We start from the raw sequence: 21,608 nt of genomic DNA on the forward strand, positions 1-21,608 counted from the left end.
CAAGCAATGGTCAAGCGCCTGATATCAACTTCATTCATATCAGATTTATAGTTTTGCGAATTGCTCACTGTCGCAGTCGGGATGACCATGGGTGAACCCTCCATCAGCCCCAAGGCAAAGCCCTATGACAATCTCGACGGTAGCTGCACTGCAACTGGGTTCACACCCTGACGGCAAACACCAGACCCTGGAAGCGATCCTGGCTTATGAGTCAGAGATAAAGCATTCAGGTGCTCAACTGGTGGTCATGCCCGAAGCCCTGTTAGGCGGTTACCCCAAAGGTGAAATATTTGGCACTTACCTGGGGTATCGGTTGCCTGAAGGCCGGGAGACCTTTGCCCGCTATTTTGCCAATGCCATTGATGTTCCTGGCGCCGAGACTGCACAGCTCGCAGGCCTGGCCGAACGCACCGGCGCCCATCTGGTAGTCGGTGTTATCGAGCGCAGCGGTAGTTCACTGTTTTGCAGCGCGTTGTTTTTCTCGCCCGAAGAAGGCCTGGTGGGCAACCACCGCAAATTGATGCCCACCGGCAGTGAGCGGTTGATCTGGGGCCAGGGCGACGGTTCGACAATGCCAGTGCTCGACACCCCGGCGGGCAAAATCGGCGCGGCAATTTGCTGGGAAAACTACATGCCATTGCTACGTACCGCGATGTACGCCAAGGGCATCGAAGTGTGGTGCGCCCCAACGGTGGATGAGCGTGAAAACTGGCCGATTTCCATGCGCCATATCGCTCAGGAAGGGCGCTGTTTTGTGGTCAGTGCCTGCCAGATCCAGCCGTCGCCGCGTGAGCTTGGCATCAGCCTGGAGCACTGGGATGACGACCGCTTGCTGATCTCGGGTAACAGCGTGATTGTCGGCCCGATGGGCGAGATTCTCGCCGGCCCGCTGAAAAATGTCTCCGGCCTGTTGGTGGCACAAATCGACTCGGCCGAGCTGCTCAAGGCGCGTTATGACTTTGATGTGGTCGGCCATTACTCCCGGCCCGATGTATTTACCCTGCATGTCGACGAACGTGCAAAAACCTCGGTCAAATTCCAGCATTGACCTACGTCGCAACCGGGTACGCGGCCTCAGGACAGGCAGAACGAAGCCTCAACCAGTTCGATGATCAGCGCCTTGACCGTTTGCAGCGTGTTGTCGTGTTTGCTGCCCACCCGCATGCCGATTTCCAGGTCGTAGGAGGGCAGGGTGACAGGGCAGGGGAAGGTTTGCAGCGAACTGATTCGTTCCATGGCGCGTGCCGCGTGGGTCGGCACCGTGGTAATCAGGTCAGAGCCCGTCAGCAGGAACGGAACGGCCGCAAAATGTGAGGTCGAGACGCGAATGCTGCGCTTGTACCCGGCCGCATTCAAACCCTCGTCGACAATGCCGACAAAGCCACCCGAGGACACCAGCAGGTGCGGTCGTTGCGCGTAGTCTTGTGCTGTCGTGGGGAAGAGGGTGTGGGCATCGGCAATGCACAGGTAATTGCCCCGCCCCAGTCGATGCCGAGAAATCAGCGGTGACGACAGTCCGCCTGCAGATACCGCGATATCTATCTGATGGCGCATCAGCATGTCCTGCACCAGGCCACTGTGGGTCTGGCGAAAGATGATGCGCAAGCCGCTCAGGTGCTCATCGATCAGCGAGATAAGGTTTTTCCCCAAAGCGATTTCACTGTCATCGGACAGCCCGATGGTGATCGTCCTGCCTTTGATGTCCTTGCCGCCTACCGAAAGTGCCAACGCCTGGCGACAACGATTGAGTGCTTCGCTGATCAGTGGGGCCAGCTCATTGGCACGCATGGTCGGGCGCAAACCACGGCCGGTGCGTTCGAACAGGGGATCGGCATAGATCTCACGCAGGCGGGCAAGCGCCGCACTGACCGCCGGCTGGGTAACCCCAAGGCGAATGGCGGCACGGCTGGCGCCGCCTTCTTCAATCAAGGCGACAAACACGCGCAGCAAGTTCAGATCCACTGATTCGATATCAATTTTGTTCATATCAGATATCTTGATAGTTGATTGATTTATAGTATACCCATCCGCAGAATCCCCCCGACAAATACTTCATGAGCGTTGTGCACACAGGTGCATGGGCGATTGAGTCGGGTTGCGGATTTGGGAGCGTATGAAAGTTTTAGCCGTTGTTAAGTGGTCAGTGTGGGTGCCGGTTGTACCGTTGTTGATGTTCAGTGCGTTGGCTGTCAGGGCCGATGAACCGGTTGCGGTGCCGGGCATCGCTGCCGAGTCCTGGTTGTTGATGGATTATGAAAGTGGCGCGGTGCTGGCCCAGGCCAATGCCGATGCCCGTCTGGCGCCTGCAAGCCTGGTCAAGATCATGACCAGTTATGTAACCGGTTATGCGCTGAATACTGGCGCCCTGAGCACCAGTGATCGCGTGACCATCGACCACGATGCCTGGGCTGCGGGCAACCCGCACTTGCAAGGCTCCGCGCTGATGTTCCTCAAACCCGGCGACCGGGTGACGGTCGATGACCTCAACAAGGGGGTTGTCGTGCAATCCGGCAATGACGCCTGCATTGCCCTGGCCAATTACATCGCCGGCAGTGAGAACACCTTCGTCGATGTGATGAACGAACATGCCCGCGCGCTGGGTCTGAGCAATACCCGCTTCAAGACGGTGCATGGCCTGGCTGCCGAGGGTCAGTACAGCAGTGCACGCGACATGGCCTTGTTGAGCCGGGCGCTGATCAGCGAGATGCCCGACGAGTACGCTTTGTACAAAATCAGGGAATTCACCTTCAACAACGTCCGTCAGTACAACCGCAACCGGTTGTTGTGGAGCACCAGCCTGAATGTCGATGGCCTGAAAACCGGCAACTCCCGCGAAGGTGGATACAGCATGGTCACGTCTGCGATGCTCGACGGTCGTCGGTTGATTGCCGTGGTAATGGGGGCGAAATCGGATCGGCTGAGGTTTCAGGCAACTGAAAAACTGCTCAAGTGGGGTTTTCGCTCGTTCGAAACGGTTTCACTGGTCAAGGCGGACGAGCCCTTCATGAATACGCGGGTCTGGTTCGGTGAAACCCGCAGCGTGCGGCTCAATGCCGGCCCGCAATCGGCGATCAGCGTGCCCTACGGGCAATCGGGCGATGTAAGGCTCAGCGCCGTTCTTGACAGCCCTGAGCTGAAGGCGCCGTTGCAGGCGGGGCAGGTCGTGGGTGTGATCAATTATCAGCTCGGCTCAAGGCAGATAGCCGTAAAACCGTTGGTGGTCATGGAGTCGATTGCGACCGGCGGATTCCTTAGCCGGGCATGGGACTACCTGCTGTTGAAGCTGTACCAGTTGACCGGGGTTTGCTTGCGTTGCACCGCCTAGTGCAGCGCCATTGCAGGCAAACCCGTACAACCCGAACCGATTAAATTGCGAGTGAACCATGAACATTTACCTGCGCTGTATGCTGCCTCTGTTACTGCTGCTGAGCGCGAGTGCATGCACCACCACCGTGCCTGACAGCGCGTTTGTCTCGAGTGCCGAGGCTGACGCGTTCAACGAGCGCAAGCTGCAAGCGTTATCGGATGAGAGCGAGATGGCCAATGGCCTGGTGGTATATTTCGAGACAGACAGCTCGGCCATTGATCCACGCTATCTGTCCCGTCTTGCCTATGTGGCGAACTACCTGGTGAGCGAACCGCAGGCCGAGGTCTATATCGAAGCCCACACCGATGCCGCCGGCTCGCCAGAACAGAACGCAATCCTGGCCCAGACGCGAGCCGACATGATCGCCTACTACATCGTGAAATACGGAGCATTGACTGATCAGGTCAATACCCGGGCGTGGGGCGAGCAATATCCCGCCTGCGAAGGCAGCGAAGAAAATGAGCTCAAGTACAACCGGCGGGCAGTGGTGGAATGGATAAGCCATGGCTAAGCTGCTGGCATCGAACGTCATCGCCGGCTGTTAGTGGCTGTTCTTGAACGTGATCTGAAGGCAGGGATATGCAAAAGAATCTTCCATGTTCAGCGAGACGTCCTTTTTTCCGGTATGCGGCCGCAGCGGTCAGCGTGCTGGCCCTGTCGGTGACCACCGCTGTCCGTGCCGAAGACACCTGCAGCGCCCTGGCCGCCAGTGCCTTGCCCGATGCGACCATCACCGTGGCCGAGGCCATTGCCCCCGGGCAGTACCAAATGCCGGAAAACCCGCTGACCCGGCTGGCGAGTTTCTCCGGCATGAACCCGGCAGGGCGCCCCGCAGTCGGGCCCAACCCGGCCTTTTGCAGGGTTGCTGCCACACTCAGGCCCAGCAGCGATTCAGATATCAAGATCGAAGTCTGGTTGCCGCTCAATGGCTGGAACGGCAAGTTACTGGGTGTCGGCAGTTTTGGCTGGGGCGGAGCGATGATGTACCCGGCCATGCTCTCCGGGCTTGAGCAGGGCTACGCCACGGCGGCGACCGATACCGGACACGACAGCAGCACTGAAGAAGGCAAGGGCGGGCAGTTCGCCCTGGGCCACCCTGAAAAGCTGATCGATTATGCCTGGCGCGCCGATCACTTGATGACGGTACATGCCAAGGAGCTGATCAAGGCCTATTACGGCAAACCGGCCAGTCGGGCGTACTGGATAGGCTGTTCGCTGGGCGGCCTTGAAGGTCTGATCGAAGCCAGACGCTTTCCCGACGACTACGATGGCATCGTCGCCGGTGCGCCGCCCAATCCGCTGGTCAAGTTCAATGCCGCCCAACTCTGGCCCGGCTGGTTGCTCGGCCGCCACCAGGACTTGAACATGACCAGAGCCAAGCTCGAGATGGTCAGCAAAGCTGCGCTCAAGGCCTGTGCCTCACCGATTGGCCTCAAACAGGGCTTTATTGACGATCCGCAGCAGTGCACGTTTGAGCCGGAGCAATTGCTATGCAAGGGCGCCGAAACAGCCGACTGCCTGACCGCAGGCCAGGTTGACTTGATGAAGCAGCTCTATCGCGGCCCGATCAACCCGCGCACCCAAGAAGTTATTTTCCCTGGCGTGGCCAAGGGCAATGAACGCCTGCTCGGTGATTTCGTCGATGGCAAATCGTTCCCGGTGGCACTGGACCTGTTCAAGTACGCGGCTTTCCAGGACCCGGACTGGGACTGGACGACCATGGACTGGGACAAGACCGTGAATGAGGCTGTGAACAGGCTCGGGCCCTTGTTGCACGTTGACTCCAACCTCGCGGCATTTTTCGACCGAGGGGCAAAGCTGCTGCTCTATGTGGGCTGGAACGATTTTCATAACGGTCAGGAGCTGATCGACTATTACCAGTCACTGCTGCGAGATTCGGGTAAGGCGGCCCAGGCGTCAGCCCGGTTGTTTCTGATCCCGGGCATGGGCCATTGTTATGGTGGCGCGGGCTGTGACACCTTTGACAAGTTGGCCATTATCGACAATTGGGTAGAGCATGGCGTGGCGCCGCAGCGCATCGTCGCTTCGAAAATTGAAGACGGCAAGGTTATGCGTACCCGCCCGCTCTGTGCTTGGCCGCAGGTCGCCCGTTATGCGGGCGAGGGCGATATCGACAATGCCGACAGTTATGCCTGTGTCGATGTGACGCAATAGCGGCGAACAAAGCAAAGGGCCTGCATGAGATGTCCCCTGCAGGCCCTTTGGGTGCCTGGCGCCGGCGCTATTGCTCTCGCTTCAGCGGCCTTCCAGCAATTCCCCGGCCTGGTCCAGCAATGCCAACGGGTCCTTGGCCTTGTGGATATCCACCGACAGCAGTTGACGGAAGCGCCGGGCGCCGGGGAACCCCTGGCCCAGCCCCAAAATATGTCGCGTGATGTGGTGCATTGAACCACCAGCAGCTATGTGCGCTGCGATATAAGGCCGCAACAGCGCCAGCGCTTGTGCCCGCGAAATGACCGGGGCAGAACTGCCAAACAGACGTTGATCGACCTCGGCCAGAATGTACGGATTATGATAAGCCTCGCGGCCGAGCATCACGCCATCAAACACCTGTAAGTGTTCCTGGCATTGATCAAGGGTCTTGATGCCGCCGTTGAGAATAATTTCCAGCTCGGGGAAATCGGTTTTCAACTGCGCGGCAATGTCATAGCGCAGAGGAGGGATATCGCGGTTTTCTTTTGGCGACAGCCCTTCGAGAATGGCAATACGCGCATGCACGGTGAAACTGGTGCAGCCGGCATCACGAACCGTACCGACGAAATCGCACAGCTGTTCATAGCTATCGCGGCCGTTGATGCCGATACGATGCTTGACCGTGACAGGGATAGAGACCGCATCGCGCATGGCCTTGACACAATCGGCCACCAGCGCCGGATGTGCCATGAGACAGGCACCGATCATATTGTTCTGCACCCGATCGCTGGGGCAGCCGACATTCAGGTTCACCTCGTCATACCCTGCATCCTGAGCCATGCGTGCGCAAACGGCCAAGTCAGCCGGAACACTCCCGCCCAGCTGCAAGGCCAGAGGATGTTCAGACTCGTCATGACGCAAGAAACGCTCGGCATCACCATTGATCAGCGCGCCAGTGGTGACCATTTCGGTGTACAGCAAGGCGTTTTTGGATAGCAGACGCAGAAAAAAACGACAGTGGCGATCTGTCCAGTCCATCATCGGTGCAACAGAAAACCTCCGCGACAGCGCAGGCCCTGTGTTTAAAGGCTTTGAAGCAATATTCTGTACCATTTTGCTCTACGTTTTTGCTGCGATTTTAGGGGGTAAAAGGGCGTTTTTTGAGGTCGACTGGTACAATTTACCAATCAAAACAACAATTGTACCAGTCGATCATGGCCACTATCCGAGCACGCAAGCGCACCGACGGCAGCATCAGTTACACGGCACAAATACGCCTGTTTCGCGATGGGGCGCAAGTCTACCAAGAGAGCCAGACTTTCGCCCGAAAACAGGCCGCCCAAGCCTGGGTTCGCAAGCGGGAAGTGGAACTGGACCAGCCCGGCGCCATCGAAAGGGCCAATCGCGTCGGGGCAACGGTCAAGGAAATGATCGGACGCTATTTGCTTGAAATGGCCAAGGCTCGGCCCTTGGGCAAAACCAAAATGGGTACGCTCAACGTCATCAGAGAGTCTTATCTGGGCGAAGTGAAAGATCAAGACATCACCTGCCAGACGCTGGTGGAGTATGCAGTCTGGCGTATGAGCCCGGAAGGCGGCGCAGTACTCCCGCAGACCGCCGGTAACGATCTGGCGCACTTGGGCGCTGTACTTTCTATCGCCCGCCCGGCATGGGGCTATGCGGTCGACCCGCACGCCATGAGTGACGCCCGCAAGGTCTTGCGCAAACTGGGCTACAACATGCGCAGCCGCGAGCGCGACCGGCGGCCGACCCTGAGCGAGTTGAACAAGCTGATGGAGCACTTCGAGGGCATCCTGGCCTACCGCCCGTCCTCCATCAACATGCTCAAAATGGTCGCCTTTGCGTTGTTTTCAACCCGGCGGCAAGAGGAGATCACCCGTATCAAATGGGCCGATCTGGACGAGGAGGGCTCTCGCGTTCTGGTAAGGGACATGAAAAATCCCGGGCAAAAAATTGGCAACAACGTCTGGTGCCATTTGCCACCAGAAGCCTTGGCCATTATCCAGACAATGCCCAGGGCTCTGGATGAGATTTTCCCTTACAGCGCCGAATCCATCTCCGCTTCATGGACCCGAGCCTGCAAATTTCTCGGCATTGAGGATCTACACTTTCACGACCTGCGTCATGACGGCGTAAGTCGATTGTTCGAGATGGACTGGGACATCCCCAGGGTGGCCAGTGTGTCGGGCCACCGCGACTGGAATTCGATGCGCCGTTATACTCATCTGCGTGGGCGTGGCGATGCCTATGAAAATTGGAAGTGGTACCAAAAAATCCTGCTGGCGCCCGTAAAACTTGGCGCCAGAACCTTGAAGTAATTCAACGGCTACGCTGGGCGCTGTTGAGCTGAAGGCACTCCTTCATTGCTGCGGCGTGTTGCGCATCCAGATACTGGGCAAGGTCGGTGATATGCACGCCTCGGGCGCTTTTCTGACTCGCCTCCAGTCGGGTAATGGGAATCTTTATCTGGCCCGCCAGAACCTTGCGCTGGAACATGTCAGGGGTCAGGTGAGTGAAATAGTCTTTGCACACCTTCTCCAGCGGGATTACCACCTGACCATCATATTGGGCCATTAGTACCAAAAGCGTCTTCATATCGGGGATGCTCCAGCCTTATGGGTCTCTTGCATGCTGTTACTCCTCTGGTCTCAGCGATAAAGCGCTCTGGAACACCCAGCAGCGCAGGGTTTTGGGTTTGTCGAACACTGGATTAGCGGCCGCCTGCGAAGCGCGTACGGCGCTATAAGTAGCCTTATTGATGCCTACCAGCTTGTGGCTGCGCGAGTACTCCAGCAGCGGTCGCAGCATCTTGAGATCGGCCACGTTCTGGTGATGCTCGCGGGCCAGCTTCACAAACCCGTTAAGATGAATGGCGATCAACTTCGGGTCAGCGCTGTGGTTCACTTGCGGGCCTTCCCCCAGGCTTTCGAGGTACTCGTAAACCTCCCAGAACTCCGCTACCAGCGGGTGATCGGCGCTGATTGCCGACTGGCGCTCAAGGGCCATGGCCGTGAGCTGTTGCTGGGTGGTGGCCAGCTGGTTTTCATCCAGTGGGCACACCAGCCGCAGGCAATCGAGCAGGGCCAGCATCTGGCTGTGATTCTTGATAATCCGCTCCACGCGGATGTCCTTGAGCTTGCGCAGACGCTCCTCATGCATCACCACCCGCTCGGCAAACCTGGCCATTACCTGAGGCTCGGCACGTATGGCCTTGAGCAGAAAGTGGCTTAACTGCTCCACCGGGATCTGGTTCAGGTTGTCGGCGGCAATACGGCTCTCTGTGGTGACCACAGGGCGGGCAAAATGCAGTTTGACGATGCGGGTCAGGATCGCTTCAGACGCGCTGACAGCGGCGTTCTGGCTGATCGCAATCGTTGCGCGAAACGGCGGCTCGTAAGTCTCGTTGCCGCTGGTCTTCATGCCCCTGGTGCCCAGGGTGCCGCCGCCGAAAAGCTCCTTCAGTTCGTCCCAGTCAAAGCCCTTGGCATGCAGCTTATCGGGCTCGTTGCGGTCACCCTCGATCAACACCACCGGCATATTCGATACTTGGCCCATCGCTCGCTGACGGCCAGCGCGGGTGGATTTGGAAGGGTCGAAACCTTCCTTCTCCTGCCCCAACAGTTTCCACAGGAAGGTGAGCAGGGTAGTTTTACCGGCGCCGGCTTCGCCCGTAGCCTCCAGAAACGGAAACGACTTGTACTGCGCTCGGATCTGCTCCGCGAACAGCGAGCCAAACCAGAACGTCAGCGCCACCAGACCATTGGCCCCGAAGCAAGTCCACAGCATGGGTAACCAGTCCTCGCGATACTCCTTGGCATCACGCTGAATGTGCATCGGGTTGGATTTTTGCAGCGTCTTCAAACGCAGCTTGCCGAACTCAAAGTAGTCTTCTTTATTCACTTCGCAGACCACACCGTGACGCACCGCGATATCGCCGAACACGTAACTGCCGTGCTGCTTGCTGTAGCCGATAAAATCGATGGTTTCGACCGTCTTCAGGCCAAACAACTGCTCCTTCATAATCTTGTTCAACTGCTTGCTATTGCCGGTATAAAACGGCCCGGCGGCCATGCTCAACAGACGCTTTTTAAACTCCGGGGCCGTGGAAACCTGGCCTCCGGTAAACGTGCTTTTAACACTGGGGCCGTCATGCGGGAAGTCGATACGAAAGTAATACCAGGACTCATCTGTCACCTCGTTGCGCTGGAAGTACAACGCTTGCGGATAGCAATCAGCGATTTCAACAACGCCACCGCATTGGTGCAACGCTTTGTCCCGGCGCTGACGTTCATTGAGTTGCTGGTCTGATTCAAGTGCCGAAGACTCCAGTGCCAACATGGCCCGGTTGAACTTTTCCAAATCCATCGTGAACCAGTACAACCGATTGTCGAATTCAAAATGGAATTCGTGAAGCTCACGCCATTCGTACATCAGCGCACCTTTCTCGGCCGCGCTTTGCGCAATCAACAGTGAACCGTGATAACGGGCCAAGTTGATGTCTCTACTGACGCGCGCCGCTCGTTTACTCAGGTCGTCGATCACTACCCAGCGTTGATGCAGATCATTCCAGTCGAGTTTGCGGTTGTCCTGCTGCGGGATTTGCGCCGCTTCGCAGACATACCCAAGTTCGCGGGCCATCCGCACCCAGCGCTTGGTATAGCGGTGCGCCCCGGGCTCGTTATCCAGTGCCCAAATCAGCTTCGGCAACTTGCCGCCGCGATGGCGTGACAGCTCCTTAAGGGAGGCTTCAGGGAAGACATTCGACGACATGGCCGAAACCACCGCGATATCGTGATGCGCTAATGCGATGGCATCGAAAATGCCCTCGACTATCCACAATTCTTTGACCTCAAGCAGGTCGACACAAGGCGGGCACCACCAGGTACCTTTATAGCTTTCGCCTTGTTTAAATCGGGCTTTCATCTTGCCGAAACGGTGAGGGCGGTCGATCAGACGTTCCCAGTAGCCGCCTTTTTCCAAAGCAAAGCGCACCGTCGCGCTGCCGGCGTTGTACTGTGCCGAGTAAAACGAGTCCTGGGTAAACCAGCCCTGAATCCGCTCAAAGCGAAAGCCGCGGGCAAATTCCAAATAGGCGCGTGCCGTTGCATCAGGGTACTGATCAGTGGCCGGCGCACGCTTGCTCCAGTCGTCAAACAAGTCTTTATAGAGTTCTTTGACATGCCAGCTTTGCGAACATTTACCCTCACGCCCGCAAATGATCAGCCAAGGGTTGGCGTAGTGCGCATACAGCTCATTTTTGCCACACGCCGGGCACTTGCCACCGCGCAAGTAACCGGTGCTCGGGCGGCGTTTTAGGCCGTAGTGCTGCTCCAAACGCCGCAGCACCTCGGTGCGCAAATCAAGTGCCATATTCATCGAGTTGGACCATCCACCTCAAATTTCGGGTGCAGTTCACCCAAACCCATTGCAAACAGGTTGGGAGAAGGGGGTTTAAGGGTTAGGGCGTTACGAGCTGCAGTCGGCGGTTATCCGTTGCATTGATGATGCGTTCATAAATCAGATTGACCGGAACCGCCCACAGTTGTTATGAAAAAAATCACACCCGATCCCCCCTTATTTACCCCGCAAGATGCTGAACAGTGTGATTCACTGTCGCTGGACCGTGCCGCCGCCCGGCGTGCGCTCAATTACTACCTGCACGACCATAAGCCTGCTCGCCCCATAAGCACGGCCATATTTGCCATCCCGGACAGCGTCAATTCAGAAGCGGCTTTGGCCCAAGCGTCAGACTTGTTGCGCTGTGCGGTTGCTTCGGCGAGTGAGGCGGGGGATGGTTTGTGTGGGCCCGCGCGCGACCGGGTGTTGTCGGTCATGCACCTGGTGGAGCTGGCCAGGGCGTATGTCGATGAATCGCTGGACGGTGTGGCGATGCACTGATGAAGCACGCGCCTGGTTGGCGGCAGGCGCGTTATTCATTTTCAGATACAGGGATTCCAAATTTGCGGGTTCGAGCGTCTCGAGCATTACGCAGAGTGTATTGTTTGACAGCCGCAGCATCCAAACAGACTAAGTGATCAACAATGAAGAATCTTGTTCTATTCACCGCTTTGTTAGCACCTGCCGCCGCCATTGCAGAAGTATGCGATATGACCGAATTCAAAAAAATCGACCAGCACTATATCGCCGCCGCGCCTGACTGCATCGCAAGTAGAGATTACTCAAGCGTGTCATGTGCACGTATTGAAGAAATGACCCTGGACATATTTCAAGCCAGTGCCTCAATTAAAGCCATCGGGTGTGAAGACGCTCCTTATGAGGAAGACCCGCGACTTGAACCGCTCAGAAAGCAGGTGTTGGCGCTCGAAAATGCTGAAAGGCAGGCACAGAAATTGGAAGAGGAGAAGAAAGCCAAGGTAGTGCTGAAATTTGATAATGGGTCAGAGGCTTGTGCCCGGCTGATGAAAGATATTGGGCAAAAATACGACGTCACTGATCTTAAGCTGCTTGTAAACAGAGCTGACATGTCAGCGCTTTATCCGATCATGCCGTGTACTTACGAGGCCATACGGCCAACGGTGTATGGCAATACTCGAGTGATCATCGAGGCAGTTCTTAACCTGTCGAACAATCGGTACCAGATAAAAATACACTGAGGGCGACCTTGTCAGAGGCTGCCAATGGCTCTGCGTTACCAGTACTCAGGCTTGATGGCGGGCTTTTTGAGTGTAGGGACACGTGTGGGGAACTGATGACGGGCAAGTTCTTCAACCGTTACTACGTGACGCATCCAGTGTGAATGGGCTTTGAGAGATCCGGGGGGCGCTCGTTTGATACCTTCACGGTGCGGCAAAATCACCCCAATCTGCAGTTCTGGAAAGTCTTCTCGCAACGCTTGCAAGGCAGGAGTCATATCAGTGTCAGCTGAAACCAGGACGAGCTGCTGAATCCGCTCTTGCGGTTTCAAACCCGCCTGCCGGGCCGCAAGTCGATACATACTGATAGCGATATGAACGTCTGTTTCCTTTTCTTCAAGTTTCCAGATATCGACCTGATCGAGTCTGGAGGCTGGTGTTTTCTTGTCGATGAAGCGAGGTGCTTTACCTGGTTCCAATTGATGGCGCCCGTAAGTCACGCTGACACCCCGAGCAATCAGGGCGCGCAAGTAACTGTCTTGAGCTTCTTTAGAAAGGTTGCCACGGCTGGCAAGCGAGGGTTTTACACCGGAAGTGAAAAAGCTGACGGAAATAAGGGTGTTTTCAGGATGTTCGACACGAAGGATATGTGCCAGCAATGACGGAAGGTCGAGCCATTTGTACTCGGTGCCTGCGAGCAGGCCATAAAACAGGTTATATCCGTCTACAAAGCACGCTGTACGCAAGATAGCCAACCCCTAAAAACGAAAAAACCGGCGCTAGGCCGGTTTTTTCACCCCAACAGCCAGCGAACTGAATCACTGCGTACGGGGCTGAGTAGTGATCCAATAATGCCACGGTCAATGGCGATGTCAACGTTTCCAAGTGTGCAGATGTTTCTGTGTGTTTGAAACCGGCGCTGGTCAGGCGTGAACCGTATCCATGCAATTTGCGTCATGGCGTCAAGTGAACCAACAGCCCATCCCGAATTATCTCCAGATCCGACGCCGTAAACCCTAGCAATTGCCTCTGTTTGTATCGAACCTGCGGGGTATTGGCTTCGGGGCTGTCCCGTAATCCGTATTGATGCACTCGAGCAATCCGCTCCACTCGCCCGGCAAATCCTACAGTGATCGACTGCCCATCGCCCTTGGCCTTCAGATAGCTGGCCCTGGTCAGTTTCTGGAACATCTGGACCTGACGTTTGATCCGCCCCTCTTTGCCCCGCCATTTCCGTGGCTTGCGCACGGCGTATGTGCTGCCGTCCGGGTTGCGCTGCTGCTTGACCCGCTGCTGGTGGCTGCGGCGCAGTTTCTGCGCCAATGACCGGGTCAGTTTGTTACGGGCAGCGGGCTCCAGTTTGCTGAGCAGCACACCAGCCCAGTCTTCCAGTGCGTCCAGGTCATTGGCCATCTTGGATCATCCATTCACCGTCAAGGCCCGTGCTGCCGGGGCGCCATGCGGGGTCGAGGTAGTTGGCGACCCGCTGCGGTTCGCCCGGATGTTTGACGGTGGTGTTGCCGGCAGCGTCTTGGCCCACCACAACACGTTCGGTCAACGGCAGGCGGATGCTGAGATCGACTTTGCTGTTGTCCAGCACATCCGCCTCAAATTTGATGCCCTGGGCTGACTTGTCGAGGTTTTCCAGCAGTTCGGACTGGTTGATGCTGATCCAGCCCAGCAAGGGCAGCATCACGCTGTCGGGGTGGCCGGCGTAGTCGGTGAGGATGATTTGCAGGTCGAAGCTGTATTCAAACGACAGGCTGGCGGCTGCGGTGCAGCGCACTTTGCCGTTGTCGATAAAGATCAGTATCCGCTCGGGGTTGTGCTTGAATTCGGCGATGGTGGCGAGAAGATGGGCGCGAAGGCTGTCGGGTTTGTTCATGGTTGTTCTACCTTACGGATAAAAAACTTTCTGGCCGCAGCGCGGGTGCCTTCCACACCAAGCAAACCGATCACACCGCCGAAAAAAGGGGCGGTGGTAATCGGTACGCCGATCAGGGCCAGGCCGTGGCTCGCGGTCAGTGCCAGGGCGCCGCACAGCGGTGCCTCAATCAACACGCGCCGCAATGTGCCGCCGCCATAGATGACCCGCAGAGCCGCGATAAAGAGGGCCAGGGCAGCGGCATAGAATGTTGGCCAGTGGTGTTCAAGCCAGGTGGCAAGCCAGGCCCAGGTGTCGGGACGTTCAGGCATGGGGTGTTTTCCTTTGTCCAAAGGGCTTGGGTTTGAGGTTCTGCTGCGGTTCAGTCCCATAGGTTCACCATTTGCCGTTGCGGCGCAGCGGGCTGGGCGTCGGGCAGGTTGACGAGGGTGCCGTGGGGTAGAAACGGGCCGTGGTCGGCCAGGCCGGGGTTGGCTTCCAGTACCGCCTCGGTTACGCCTGCAGTGCGTCCGTAATGACGCCAACACAGGGCGTCGACCGTGTCGTGTTGCTGGGCGCGAACGGTGGTGGTCATCAGATCAGCTCCACGGTGCTGCGGTTGATGCCGAGAAAGTCGCGCACGGCCCAGCGCAAGTCGCGGCGGTAGTCGTCGATAGTGGGGGTCAGTTCTTCGGCGTTTTTGTTGCCGCTGTTGGTGCTGTCGTAGGAGCGGTAGCGCTCGCAGACTTCGGCGCCGGCACCGGCTTCAATGGCGCGTCGGTACAGGTGGACCAGCACAGACACGTTCTGCACTTGTTCTGCAGGCACGTCGGTCAGTTCGCTGTAACCCGCAGCCTGTTGTAAGGCGCGCCAGTCTTTCAGTTCGCGGTTGAGGTTGATGGCGGCGGTGATGCACGCGGTTTCCAGTCGGGCCGGGGTGACGCTGGCGTCGATGCGCAAGGTGCCGCGCAGCGCGTCCAGATCGATGGACGGCCAGAACGGGTCGGTGTTGATATGGCCGCCGGGCGTGCTGCCGCTGGCTACGAATCCGCTCATGCGCTAGCTCTAAATAGGTCGCCGGTGATCGGGGCATTACAGGGCTGTATCCCTGATGATTTCCCTGTTCAGCTCCGAGCCGGCGGGGTGCGTGGGGACGCTCGGTTAACGGCGTCAGCTGTTTAGGCTGCTGCCGTGTGTTTTTTCAGAAGGCGCTCGGCGCCTTCCAGATCCTTTTTGCCGCCGCAGCCGTCGTGCAGCTCAATCGCTCGTTTGAGCAGATCGATCCCGGCTTCCAGCTGGCCCGCCTGACCTCTCGACTCAGCATCAATGCCGACCAGCGTGGCGCGCCCGGACGCCAGATAGAGCTTGGCGCGGGCTTGATCGGGCATGTCCTGGTCTTCGGTCATTTCGAGCGTGCGGTGCAGCACGTCACGGTCGAAACTGTTGTCGCCAGCCTTCTGTGCCTTGAGTGCGGCGCTGGCAATTTCTTCTGCGACCAAACAACCGGTGGTGCGCTCGAAGCGATCTGGCATTACCAGTTTGTGTTTGAGCACATAGGCCGCCAGATCCAGTGCGCCCGAGTAGTCACCGGCATCGATCCGCCAGACCATGACGGTGGTCATGACTTCGTCTTGGGCACCGTTGCCGGCTTCAAGCACGCCTTCGACGTAGGGGATGTACTCGGGAAGCAGCTGCAGCTTGAGCGCGGCCTTGCCTTCATTGGACTGGATCGACTTCAAGCGCAGCCGATCCTGTAGCAACTGGTTAAGTTGATGCTCGTAGGCGGTGGCACCCGCCATTGATTGCAGGGGAGGGGTTTTCGCCGATTCCATCGCTGCACGGGCGCGGCGTTGGTGGGCCTGGGCAAGGCTGAGGGCCATGGGTTAAGCCTCGCTCTCGGGATCAGTTTCAGCGGCGTCGACAGGGGTGATGTTTTCCAGCAGGCAACCCAGGCCGTAGTCCTCAACCACGTAGGCGTCATTCGACGATTCGTAGTTGCTGATGCGGTTCCATTCCGGCTCTTCTTTCAGGTAGCGGCGGCGGGCCATGAGTTGCCAGTAGACCGACAGGTTGGCGAAGGTGGTGATCAGCACTGCGCCTTCGGGCATGTAGGGCACTTCGTACAGCGGCAGACCGCCGACACGGCGTTGCGAGATGATCAGGTCGCTGGCCAGGGTGTTGGTGGCGTCCTGCTCTCTGTTGACCAGGGCCAGGAATTTGTCATGCACCAGTTCGCGCCCGGTCAGCACCACCAAACCCGGATTGCGGCGGTACCACGGGTCGAGCAACTGAATGGCGTCATAGACCAGGGCGTCGATGTTTTTGAAGTCGCCGGTTTTGCCGATGGTGATTTTGCCTTTCTCGGCACCTTCCTGAAGAACGCGGTCAGGGGCATGCACACGATACTGCTCAAGCCAGCCAATGTTGACGTCTTCCAGCAACGGGTTTTCGACGCGGTCGGTCTGCTCAGCAGCTTTGACGCCGTAGAAGCCGATTTGAATGCGGTCCAGGGCTTGGCGCTGGGCAATAGCGCCCGACAGACGAGTCTGGAAGTCCGGGAACTTGGCCCAGGCATCGAGCTGGCGATAGGTGACAAAGGTGTCGAAGTCGGTTTTCTCGGCCTTGTACTTGTCGCTCGAGAGGGTGCCGATGCTGCGGGGTTCGCGGGCTTTGACGTTGGTGTTTGTTCGGCCAGCAATGGTGCTGCCGACGCCCAAGCCGACTTTTTCGCCTTCCTGCTCATCAACGCCAATGATGTTGATTTTGCCCAGGAATTCGCTCGATTCCTGAATCTTGGTTTCGAGCTTTTGCTGGACGCTCGGGTCGACGTTAAACGTGGCGCCGGCAGACTCGACGCCGTTGAGTTTGGCCACTTGGCCAAGGTAGCCAGTAAAGAGTTTTCGTGTGTCGTTGCGCATGGGTGTCTCCGGTCGTGGGCAGGCGTGTGTGGGCCGTCAGGTCAGAATTCAGCCAGTGCCTGGCTGCCGCCGCCGGTTACCGGGGGGCGTGCGAGTTGGGAGTGATCCTGAGTGTTGCCGAGGGTGGTTTTGAGCGTGCTCAAGTCCGTGCTGAGCTGCTGCACTTGGGCGCGCAGCTCGGTGTTGCGGGTTTGCTCGGCGGTGAATTGCTCTCCGAGGCTTTTGCCATGTTCGGCAATGGCTTCGACGGCCTGGCCAATGGCGCCGAATTCGCTGTCGTCTTTAGCCTCTTTGCGTTTAAGCAGGTCTTGAACCTTGCTGAACAGCTGGGCGCCGATGCTGGGTTTTACTTCGACTTCTTCAAAAATGAGGGTGGTTTCAACCGCCTCGGTAAACATGGAAGTAGCGGAATAGTGGCGGTCCTTAAAGGGGCTGGATTCGGGTTTTTGCGCCGAGAAGGCCAGCACATCAGTGCCCAGGCTGGCCGGGGAGTCGGTCACTGCCAAACCGACGATGTAGGCCTCGCCGGTGTCAGCAAAGCTGTCGTCAATCTCGATGGAACTGTAGATTTTTTGCTTGGCCTTGTTCAGGGCGATCAGCTCGGGGGTTGGTTCGACCTGGGCAAACAGGGCCAGCTTTTTCTGGCCGTTGATATCGATCTCTTCGGTCTTGACCGCGAGCACATCGCCGTAGGCTTTGAACGGGCTGTCGGGCAGCAGGCTGCGAAAGTGTTCCAGCCAGATGCGGGCGCCGTAGGTGGCTGGGTTGAAGTTTTTCGCGGCCTGTTCCAGCCAGGCGCGCTTGATGGTGCGTTTGTCAGTAGTCGCGCCCTCTACGGCGACACAGAACCAATGACTGCGAAACTTTTTCATGCCGAGAATCCTCAGTGCGTGGGGGCGCTTTCCTGTGGGAAAAGATGCGCTGCAATGAGGGGCATGGTCGGGACGCGCGCGTGCTGCGGCAACGAGGCGCCCTTGTAAGGCTGGGGATTACAAGCGGGGCTGCTACTGAGTAGAGGGCGCGGGCGGCAGCATCGCGGCCATGACTACGACCGCTTTGTTACCCATGGACGCCCGCCGTCAATCCAAGTTTCTGTACTGGATGGGTTGGCGCATCTGTGAGATCGCCGAGGCTACGGGCGAGAAAGAGAAAACGCTACACAGCTGGAAGAGCCGCGACGAGTGGGATCGGGCGGATAACGTCGAGCGAATCGGTGGTGCGCTGGAGGCGCGGCTGGTGCAGTTGATCCTCAAGGACGGCAAGAACGGCGGGGATTTTAAGGAGATCGATCTGCTGCACCGCCAGCTGGAGCGGCAGGCGCGGATCGTCCGGTATCAGGGCGGCGGTACCGAAACCGACCTCAACCCGAACCTGGCCAAGCGCAACAGCGAGCCGAAGAAAAAGGCAGTCAAAAACGAGATCAGCGAAGACCAAATCGAGCTGCTGCGTGAGGCGTTTATTGATGGCTGCTTTGACTACCAGAAAGACTGGTACCGGGCAGGTAATCAACGTACCAGGGTCATTCTCAAAAGCCGTCAGATCGGTGCAACCTACTACTTTGCCCGCGAGGCGTTTCTCGATGCGCTGGAAACCGGGCGTAATCAGATTTTTCTGTCAGCTTCTAAGAATCAGGCTTACTTGTTCAGGGGCTACATTCTGGCGTTTGTGCGTGAGGTCTGCGGGATCGAGTTAACGGGTGACCCGATCGTGTTGCCCAACGGCGCCGAACTGTATTTTCTCGGTACCAACGCCCGTACTGCTCAGGGCTATCACGGTAATTTCTACTTCGATGAGTTCTTCTGGACTTACAAATTTGAGGAGTTGAATGACGTTGCTTCAGGCATGGGGTTGCACCATAAGTGGCGCAAGACCTACTTTTCGACCCCTTCGAGCATGGCCCATGAGGCGTACAGCTTCTGGACAGGCGAGCGTTTCAACAAGGGCTTGCCCGCCGCGCAACACACCAAAGTCGACGTTTCCCACGGCAGTCTGCAACACGGACGGCTCTGTGAGGATCATTTGTGGCGACATATCGTAACTATTCACGATGCGGAGCGGGGTGGTTGCAACCTGTTCAACATCGAAGAAATACGTCGTGAATACAGCCCACAGGCCTTCAACAACTTGCTGATGTGCGAGTTCGTTGACGACGGCGCGAGCATCTTTCCACTGGCCCTGCTGCAGACGTGCATGGTCGATAGCTGGGTGGAGTGGGCCGAAGACTACAAACCGTTTGCCTCACGGCCATTTGGCGATAGGCAGGTGTGGGTTGGCTACGACCCTGCCGAGACGGGGGACTGCTCGGGGCTGGTGGTGTGTGCGCCGCCGTTGGTACCAGGCGGGAAATTTCGCGTACTGGAGCGCCATCAGTTCCGGGGCATGGACTTCGCGGCGCAGGCAGCCTTTATCAAAAGCGTGTGCGACCGCTACTGGGTGACCTACATCGGTATCGATGTCACCGGCTTGGGCAGCGGCGTGGCACAACTGGTGCGCCAGTTCTTCCCCAACGTCACCACCTTTAGCTATTCGCCTGAAGTCAAAACCCGCCTGGTACTCAAGGCCTATGACGTGATCCACAAAGGTCGGCTGGAGTTCGACGCCGGTTGGACCGACCTGGCCCAGTCGCTGATGGCCATCCGTAAAACCGTTACTGCAGGCGGTCGCCAATACACCTACACCGCAGGGCGCAACGACACCACCGGCCACGCCGACCTGGCCTGGGCGCTCTTCCACGCATTGCACAACGAACCGCTTGAGGGGCAGACCGCTGCCAACACCGGGCGGATGGAGATATTTTGATGAATGATCAGCAGGTAGAGGGCAGAGTTAATCAGTCCATTCAGGCGTTTAGCTTTGGTGAGCCAACTCCGGTGCTGGGTGGTCGGGCGGTGTTTGATTATCTGGAGTGCTGGTTTAACGGGCGTTGGTATGAGCCGCCGTTGTCGCTGGACGGGCTGTCCCGGTCGGTGGGTTCCAGCGTGCATTTGCACTCGGGCCTGACCTTCAAACGCAATTTGTTGAGCAAGACCTTTATCCCGCACCGGCTACTGTCGCGGGCCGCGTTCGAGCAGTTCGCGCTGGATTTTTTGAGCCTTGGCAATGGGTATATCGAGGCGCGGCGCTCGATGCTGGGATCGACCTTTCAACTGAAACCGGCGCTTGCCAAGTACATGAGGGCAGGGCAGGACGGTCGCCATTTTTTGGTTCAAGGCTGGAAGGAGGAGCACGAGTTCGACGCGGGCAGCATCTTTCACCTGCGCGAAGCTGATCTGCACCAGGAGGTGTACGGCTTACCTGAATGGATTAGCGCGCTGCAGTCGGCGTTGCTCAACGAATCCGCGACGCTGTTTCGCCGCAAGTATTACGAAAACGGCAGCCATGCCGGATTCATCCTCTACATGACCGATCCCGCGCAGAACGAATCTGACGTCGATGCCCTGCGCAAAGCCCTGAAGGACTCCAAGGGGCCGGGCAACTTTCGCAACCTGTTTGTCTACTCGCCCAACGGCAAAAAGGACGGCATTCAGTTGATTCCGGTCAGTGAGGTCGCGGCCAAAGATGAGTTCAGTTCGATCAAAAACCAGACTCGCGATGACGTGCTGGCCAGCCTGCGCATACCGCCGCAGTTGATGGGCATCGTGCCGCAGAACGCGGGTGGGTTTGGGTCGATTCGGGAAGCGGCGCAGATATTCGTGGCGAACGAGCTGGAGCCGATTCAATCGCGCATGACGCAGTTGAATGAGTGGGTGGGTGAGGAGGTTGTGAGGTTTAAGCCGTATGAGTTGGCCCCCACTAAATGATAAGGGAGCCATCGATATTGAACTCAATAGAGTCAGTCGGCGAAAGCTATCTCGCGACCAGTAAGGTCAAAGTTTGAGATAGAGATTGCAAAGCGTTTAAACAGGCCGAAAAACTCATTCAGAGGCATCTCGAGGTCAATTTTGCGAACTTGGACAGGTTGACCCGATATAACTTCCTCATGAATGGTGTCGTACCTTCCACCAGTTGAAACTAGAGCGGTCACATACACCGGCTGATTTTGAAGCGTTCCATGAACTTCGCCTGACCACAGTTCGATGCCAATTAGTGTTTCATTATCTCTGATGAGGCCTTTTTCCTCTAAGTATTTAGAGAAATCTCGATTGTCGTGACGATCAGCTGCGGCGGTACCCTTTAGATCGTTGTACTGAACATCTGCGCGGAAAGTTTCGTGCCCCATTGCTCTATCTCCTTGATCTGGACTTTACCGCCTCACTGGCGTTTTTTTTTGCCCTCAAAAAGGGCCCCACGGAAGGCAGAAATTTAGCCGCTACTGACTAAAGCACTGCTGCTAGCGGTTGGAACATAGCAATTGCTGAAAAGGGCTGCAAGAGTGAGCGGGGGCGTTACGGAGCATGGCTGATCGCCGGTAGGCCAATACATATTGGCGTGATGAACCGAGAGTTGTCTTGTGACGATCGGGGGGGCGTGCTTCGCTACTCGGCGCGCGCCGTCGTCCCCCCACCTCGCCTGCGGGCTAAACAGCTCTTTTTTTCTGCGGTGCAGCACTTGTTGTGACGCTGGCTAGGGTACGGGCTGGGCTGGTGATCTGGGAAGTATGCTTAACCTGCGAATCGGCGGTCTCAAGGAACAAGTGCAACACCTGATGTAAGGTGTTGCCATGTCTACCCAATACAAACACTTGAGTACCG

Annotated in this window: 23 protein-coding genes; 9 read left to right on the forward strand and 14 right to left on the reverse strand. The window is 57.4% G+C overall.

Translation table 11 applies throughout. The features are described from left to right. The first annotated feature begins 124 nt into the window (after positions 1-124). On the forward strand, positions 125-1,048 hold the full coding sequence (locus CJU81_RS13035; protein WP_095036954.1) for a carbon-nitrogen hydrolase family protein: 924 nt from the start codon (positions 125-127) through the stop codon (positions 1,046-1,048). A gap of 26 nt (positions 1,049-1,074) precedes the next feature. Here the strand turns inward: CJU81_RS13035 and CJU81_RS13040 are convergent, their stop codons facing one another. Then, positions 1,075-1,986: a LysR family transcriptional regulator gene (locus CJU81_RS13040; RefSeq protein WP_095036955.1), complete on the reverse strand. Its 912-nt coding sequence runs from the start codon at positions 1,984-1,986 to the stop codon at positions 1,075-1,077. 127 nt (positions 1,987-2,113) lie between these two features. On the opposite strand from CJU81_RS13040, the gene CJU81_RS13045 reads away from it, so the two are divergent. The 3 genes from CJU81_RS13045 (at position 2,114) to CJU81_RS13055 (ending at position 5,542) form a co-directional block, all read left to right on the forward strand. Beyond that, positions 2,114-3,325 carry a serine hydrolase gene (locus tag CJU81_RS13045; RefSeq protein ID WP_095036956.1) on the forward strand — a complete coding sequence of 404 codons (1,212 nt, stop codon included), beginning with the start codon at positions 2,114-2,116 and terminating at the stop codon, positions 3,323-3,325. A 58-nt stretch (positions 3,326-3,383) separates the two neighbouring features. Beyond that, positions 3,384-3,878: an OmpA family protein gene (locus tag CJU81_RS13050; protein WP_095036957.1), complete on the forward strand. Its 495-nt coding sequence runs from the start codon at positions 3,384-3,386 to the stop codon at positions 3,876-3,878. 68 nt (positions 3,879-3,946) lie between these two features. Beyond that, the gene (locus tag CJU81_RS13055) at positions 3,947-5,542 is read left to right on the forward strand and encodes a tannase/feruloyl esterase family alpha/beta hydrolase (RefSeq protein ID WP_095036958.1); all 1,596 of its coding nucleotides are present in this window, start codon (positions 3,947-3,949) and stop codon (positions 5,540-5,542) included. 81 nt (positions 5,543-5,623) lie between these two features. Here CJU81_RS13055 and dusA read toward each other — a convergent pair whose 3' ends face one another. Continuing rightward, positions 5,624-6,634: a tRNA dihydrouridine(20/20a) synthase DusA gene (dusA, locus tag CJU81_RS13060; protein ID WP_095036959.1), complete on the reverse strand. Its 1,011-nt coding sequence runs from the start codon at positions 6,632-6,634 to the stop codon at positions 5,624-5,626. Between the two features lie 101 nt (positions 6,635-6,735). Between dusA and CJU81_RS13065 the strand changes: the two genes are divergently transcribed. Further along, positions 6,736-7,860 carry a site-specific integrase gene (locus CJU81_RS13065; protein WP_095036960.1) on the forward strand — a complete coding sequence of 375 codons (1,125 nt, stop codon included), beginning with the start codon at positions 6,736-6,738 and terminating at the stop codon, positions 7,858-7,860. Position 7,861: 1 nt separating this feature from the next. On the opposite strand, the gene CJU81_RS13070 is transcribed toward CJU81_RS13065, so the two are convergent. Then, positions 7,862-8,137 carry a pyocin activator PrtN family protein gene (locus CJU81_RS13070; RefSeq protein WP_095036961.1) on the reverse strand — a complete coding sequence of 92 codons (276 nt, stop codon included), beginning with the start codon at positions 8,135-8,137 and terminating at the stop codon, positions 7,862-7,864. A gap of 39 nt (positions 8,138-8,176) precedes the next feature. Next, complete coding sequence (locus CJU81_RS13075) at positions 8,177-10,918, reverse strand: toprim domain-containing protein (RefSeq protein ID WP_176464839.1); 2,742 nt, start codon at positions 10,916-10,918, stop codon at positions 8,177-8,179. Between the two features lie 171 nt (positions 10,919-11,089). On the opposite strand from CJU81_RS13075, the gene CJU81_RS13080 reads away from it, so the two are divergent. Beyond that, positions 11,090-11,440 (forward strand): DUF6124 family protein, encoded by a 351-nt coding sequence (locus tag CJU81_RS13080; protein ID WP_095036962.1) that lies wholly within the window; start codon positions 11,090-11,092, stop codon positions 11,438-11,440. 143 nt (positions 11,441-11,583) lie between these two features. Next, the gene (locus tag CJU81_RS13085) at positions 11,584-12,156 is read left to right on the forward strand and encodes a hypothetical protein (protein ID WP_095036963.1); all 573 of its coding nucleotides are present in this window, start codon (positions 11,584-11,586) and stop codon (positions 12,154-12,156) included. A 35-nt stretch (positions 12,157-12,191) separates the two neighbouring features. Here the strand turns inward: CJU81_RS13085 and CJU81_RS13090 are convergent, their stop codons facing one another. From CJU81_RS13090 to CJU81_RS13130, 9 genes are all read right to left on the reverse strand, one after another. Then, positions 12,192-12,881, reverse strand: a complete 690-nt coding sequence (locus CJU81_RS13090) for an NYN domain-containing protein (protein ID WP_095036964.1) — start codon at positions 12,879-12,881, stop codon at positions 12,192-12,194. A gap of 208 nt (positions 12,882-13,089) precedes the next feature. Beyond that, positions 13,090-13,548 (reverse strand): phage virion morphogenesis protein, encoded by a 459-nt coding sequence (locus CJU81_RS13095; RefSeq protein ID WP_095036965.1) that lies wholly within the window; start codon positions 13,546-13,548, stop codon positions 13,090-13,092. Next, positions 13,538-14,020, reverse strand: a complete 483-nt coding sequence (locus CJU81_RS13100) for a phage tail protein (RefSeq protein ID WP_095036966.1) — start codon at positions 14,018-14,020, stop codon at positions 13,538-13,540. The genes CJU81_RS13095 and CJU81_RS13100 overlap by 11 nt, the downstream gene beginning before the upstream one ends. Then, complete coding sequence (locus CJU81_RS13105) at positions 14,017-14,331, reverse strand: phage holin, lambda family (RefSeq protein WP_095036967.1); 315 nt, start codon at positions 14,329-14,331, stop codon at positions 14,017-14,019. Before CJU81_RS13105 ends, CJU81_RS13100 begins: the two co-directional genes overlap by 4 nt. 50 nt (positions 14,332-14,381) lie before the next feature. Next, a complete protein-coding gene (locus CJU81_RS13110) occupies positions 14,382-14,594 on the reverse strand; it encodes a tail protein X (protein WP_095036968.1) in 213 nt (70 codons plus the stop codon). Continuing rightward, a complete protein-coding gene (locus CJU81_RS13115; RefSeq protein WP_095036969.1) occupies positions 14,594-15,055 on the reverse strand; it encodes a head completion/stabilization protein in 462 nt (153 codons plus the stop codon). The genes CJU81_RS13110 and CJU81_RS13115 overlap by 1 nt, the downstream gene beginning before the upstream one ends. A 122-nt stretch (positions 15,056-15,177) precedes the next feature. After that, on the reverse strand, positions 15,178-15,879 hold the full coding sequence (locus CJU81_RS13120) for a terminase endonuclease subunit (protein WP_095036970.1): 702 nt from the start codon (positions 15,877-15,879) through the stop codon (positions 15,178-15,180). Positions 15,880-15,882: 3 nt separating this feature from the next. Further along, positions 15,883-16,917 carry a phage major capsid protein, P2 family gene (locus CJU81_RS13125; protein WP_095036971.1) on the reverse strand — a complete coding sequence of 345 codons (1,035 nt, stop codon included), beginning with the start codon at positions 16,915-16,917 and terminating at the stop codon, positions 15,883-15,885. A 41-nt stretch (positions 16,918-16,958) separates the two neighbouring features. After that, positions 16,959-17,789 (reverse strand): GPO family capsid scaffolding protein, encoded by an 831-nt coding sequence (locus CJU81_RS13130; protein ID WP_095036972.1) that lies wholly within the window; start codon positions 17,787-17,789, stop codon positions 16,959-16,961. Between the two features lie 169 nt (positions 17,790-17,958). Here CJU81_RS13130 and CJU81_RS13135 point away from each other — a divergent pair, with 169 nt between their 5' ends. Together CJU81_RS13135 and CJU81_RS13140 are read left to right on the forward strand one after the other, a co-directional pair. After that, positions 17,959-19,716, forward strand: a complete 1,758-nt coding sequence (locus CJU81_RS13135; protein ID WP_095036973.1) for a terminase ATPase subunit family protein — start codon at positions 17,959-17,961, stop codon at positions 19,714-19,716. Further along, a complete protein-coding gene (locus CJU81_RS13140; protein WP_095036974.1) occupies positions 19,716-20,717 on the forward strand; it encodes a phage portal protein in 1,002 nt (333 codons plus the stop codon). The genes CJU81_RS13135 and CJU81_RS13140 overlap by 1 nt, the downstream gene beginning before the upstream one ends. Positions 20,718-20,749: 32 nt before the next feature. Here CJU81_RS13140 and CJU81_RS13145 read toward each other — a convergent pair whose 3' ends face one another. After that, positions 20,750-21,136, reverse strand: a complete 387-nt coding sequence (locus tag CJU81_RS13145) for a hypothetical protein (protein ID WP_095036975.1) — start codon at positions 21,134-21,136, stop codon at positions 20,750-20,752. Positions 21,137-21,608 lie beyond the last annotated feature (472 nt).

It is taken from the genome of Pseudomonas fragi (genome assembly GCF_002269505.1).
Classification (GTDB): domain Bacteria; phylum Pseudomonadota; class Gammaproteobacteria; order Pseudomonadales; family Pseudomonadaceae; genus Aquipseudomonas; species Aquipseudomonas fragi_D.

What these genes read in the sequence shown, in the direction of transcription:
- CJU81_RS13130 (WP_095036972.1), bottom strand. Translation starts at nt 17,789, where the DNA reads ATGAAAAAGTTTCGCAGTCATTGGTTCTGTGTCGCCGTAGAGGGCGCG.
- CJU81_RS13125 (WP_095036971.1), bottom strand. Translation starts at nt 16,917, where the DNA reads ATGCGCAACGACACACGAAAACTCTTTACTGGCTACCTTGGCCAAGTG.
- CJU81_RS13110 (WP_095036968.1), bottom strand. Translation starts at nt 14,594, where the DNA reads ATGACCACCACCGTTCGCGCCCAGCAACACGACACGGTCGACGCCCTG.
- CJU81_RS13115 (WP_095036969.1), bottom strand. Translation starts at nt 15,055, where the DNA reads ATGAGCGGATTCGTAGCCAGCGGCAGCACGCCCGGCGGCCATATCAAC.
- CJU81_RS13055 (WP_095036958.1), top strand. Translation starts at nt 3,947, where the DNA reads ATGCAAAAGAATCTTCCATGTTCAGCGAGACGTCCTTTTTTCCGGTAT.
- CJU81_RS13035 (WP_095036954.1), top strand. Translation starts at nt 125, where the DNA reads ATGACAATCTCGACGGTAGCTGCACTGCAACTGGGTTCACACCCTGAC.
- CJU81_RS13080 (WP_095036962.1), top strand. Translation starts at nt 11,090, where the DNA reads ATGAAAAAAATCACACCCGATCCCCCCTTATTTACCCCGCAAGATGCT.
- CJU81_RS13145 (WP_095036975.1), bottom strand. Translation starts at nt 21,136, where the DNA reads ATGGGGCACGAAACTTTCCGCGCAGATGTTCAGTACAACGATCTAAAG.
- CJU81_RS13075 (WP_176464839.1), bottom strand. Translation starts at nt 10,918, where the DNA reads ATGAATATGGCACTTGATTTGCGCACCGAGGTGCTGCGGCGTTTGGAG.
- CJU81_RS13105 (WP_095036967.1), bottom strand. Translation starts at nt 14,331, where the DNA reads ATGCCTGAACGTCCCGACACCTGGGCCTGGCTTGCCACCTGGCTTGAA.
- CJU81_RS13100 (WP_095036966.1), bottom strand. Translation starts at nt 14,020, where the DNA reads ATGAACAAACCCGACAGCCTTCGCGCCCATCTTCTCGCCACCATCGCC.
- dusA (WP_095036959.1), bottom strand. Translation starts at nt 6,634, where the DNA reads ATGGTACAGAATATTGCTTCAAAGCCTTTAAACACAGGGCCTGCGCTG.
- CJU81_RS13095 (WP_095036965.1), bottom strand. Translation starts at nt 13,548, where the DNA reads ATGGCCAATGACCTGGACGCACTGGAAGACTGGGCTGGTGTGCTGCTC.
- CJU81_RS13050 (WP_095036957.1), top strand. Translation starts at nt 3,384, where the DNA reads ATGAACATTTACCTGCGCTGTATGCTGCCTCTGTTACTGCTGCTGAGC.
- CJU81_RS13140 (WP_095036974.1), top strand. Translation starts at nt 19,716, where the DNA reads ATGAATGATCAGCAGGTAGAGGGCAGAGTTAATCAGTCCATTCAGGCG.
- CJU81_RS13135 (WP_095036973.1), top strand. Translation starts at nt 17,959, where the DNA reads ATGACTACGACCGCTTTGTTACCCATGGACGCCCGCCGTCAATCCAAG.
- CJU81_RS13045 (WP_095036956.1), top strand. Translation starts at nt 2,114, where the DNA reads ATGAAAGTTTTAGCCGTTGTTAAGTGGTCAGTGTGGGTGCCGGTTGTA.
- CJU81_RS13065 (WP_095036960.1), top strand. Translation starts at nt 6,736, where the DNA reads ATGGCCACTATCCGAGCACGCAAGCGCACCGACGGCAGCATCAGTTAC.
- CJU81_RS13070 (WP_095036961.1), bottom strand. Translation starts at nt 8,137, where the DNA reads ATGAAGACGCTTTTGGTACTAATGGCCCAATATGATGGTCAGGTGGTA.
- CJU81_RS13040 (WP_095036955.1), bottom strand. Translation starts at nt 1,986, where the DNA reads ATGAACAAAATTGATATCGAATCAGTGGATCTGAACTTGCTGCGCGTG.
- CJU81_RS13120 (WP_095036970.1), bottom strand. Translation starts at nt 15,879, where the DNA reads ATGGCCCTCAGCCTTGCCCAGGCCCACCAACGCCGCGCCCGTGCAGCG.
- CJU81_RS13085 (WP_095036963.1), top strand. Translation starts at nt 11,584, where the DNA reads ATGAAGAATCTTGTTCTATTCACCGCTTTGTTAGCACCTGCCGCCGCC.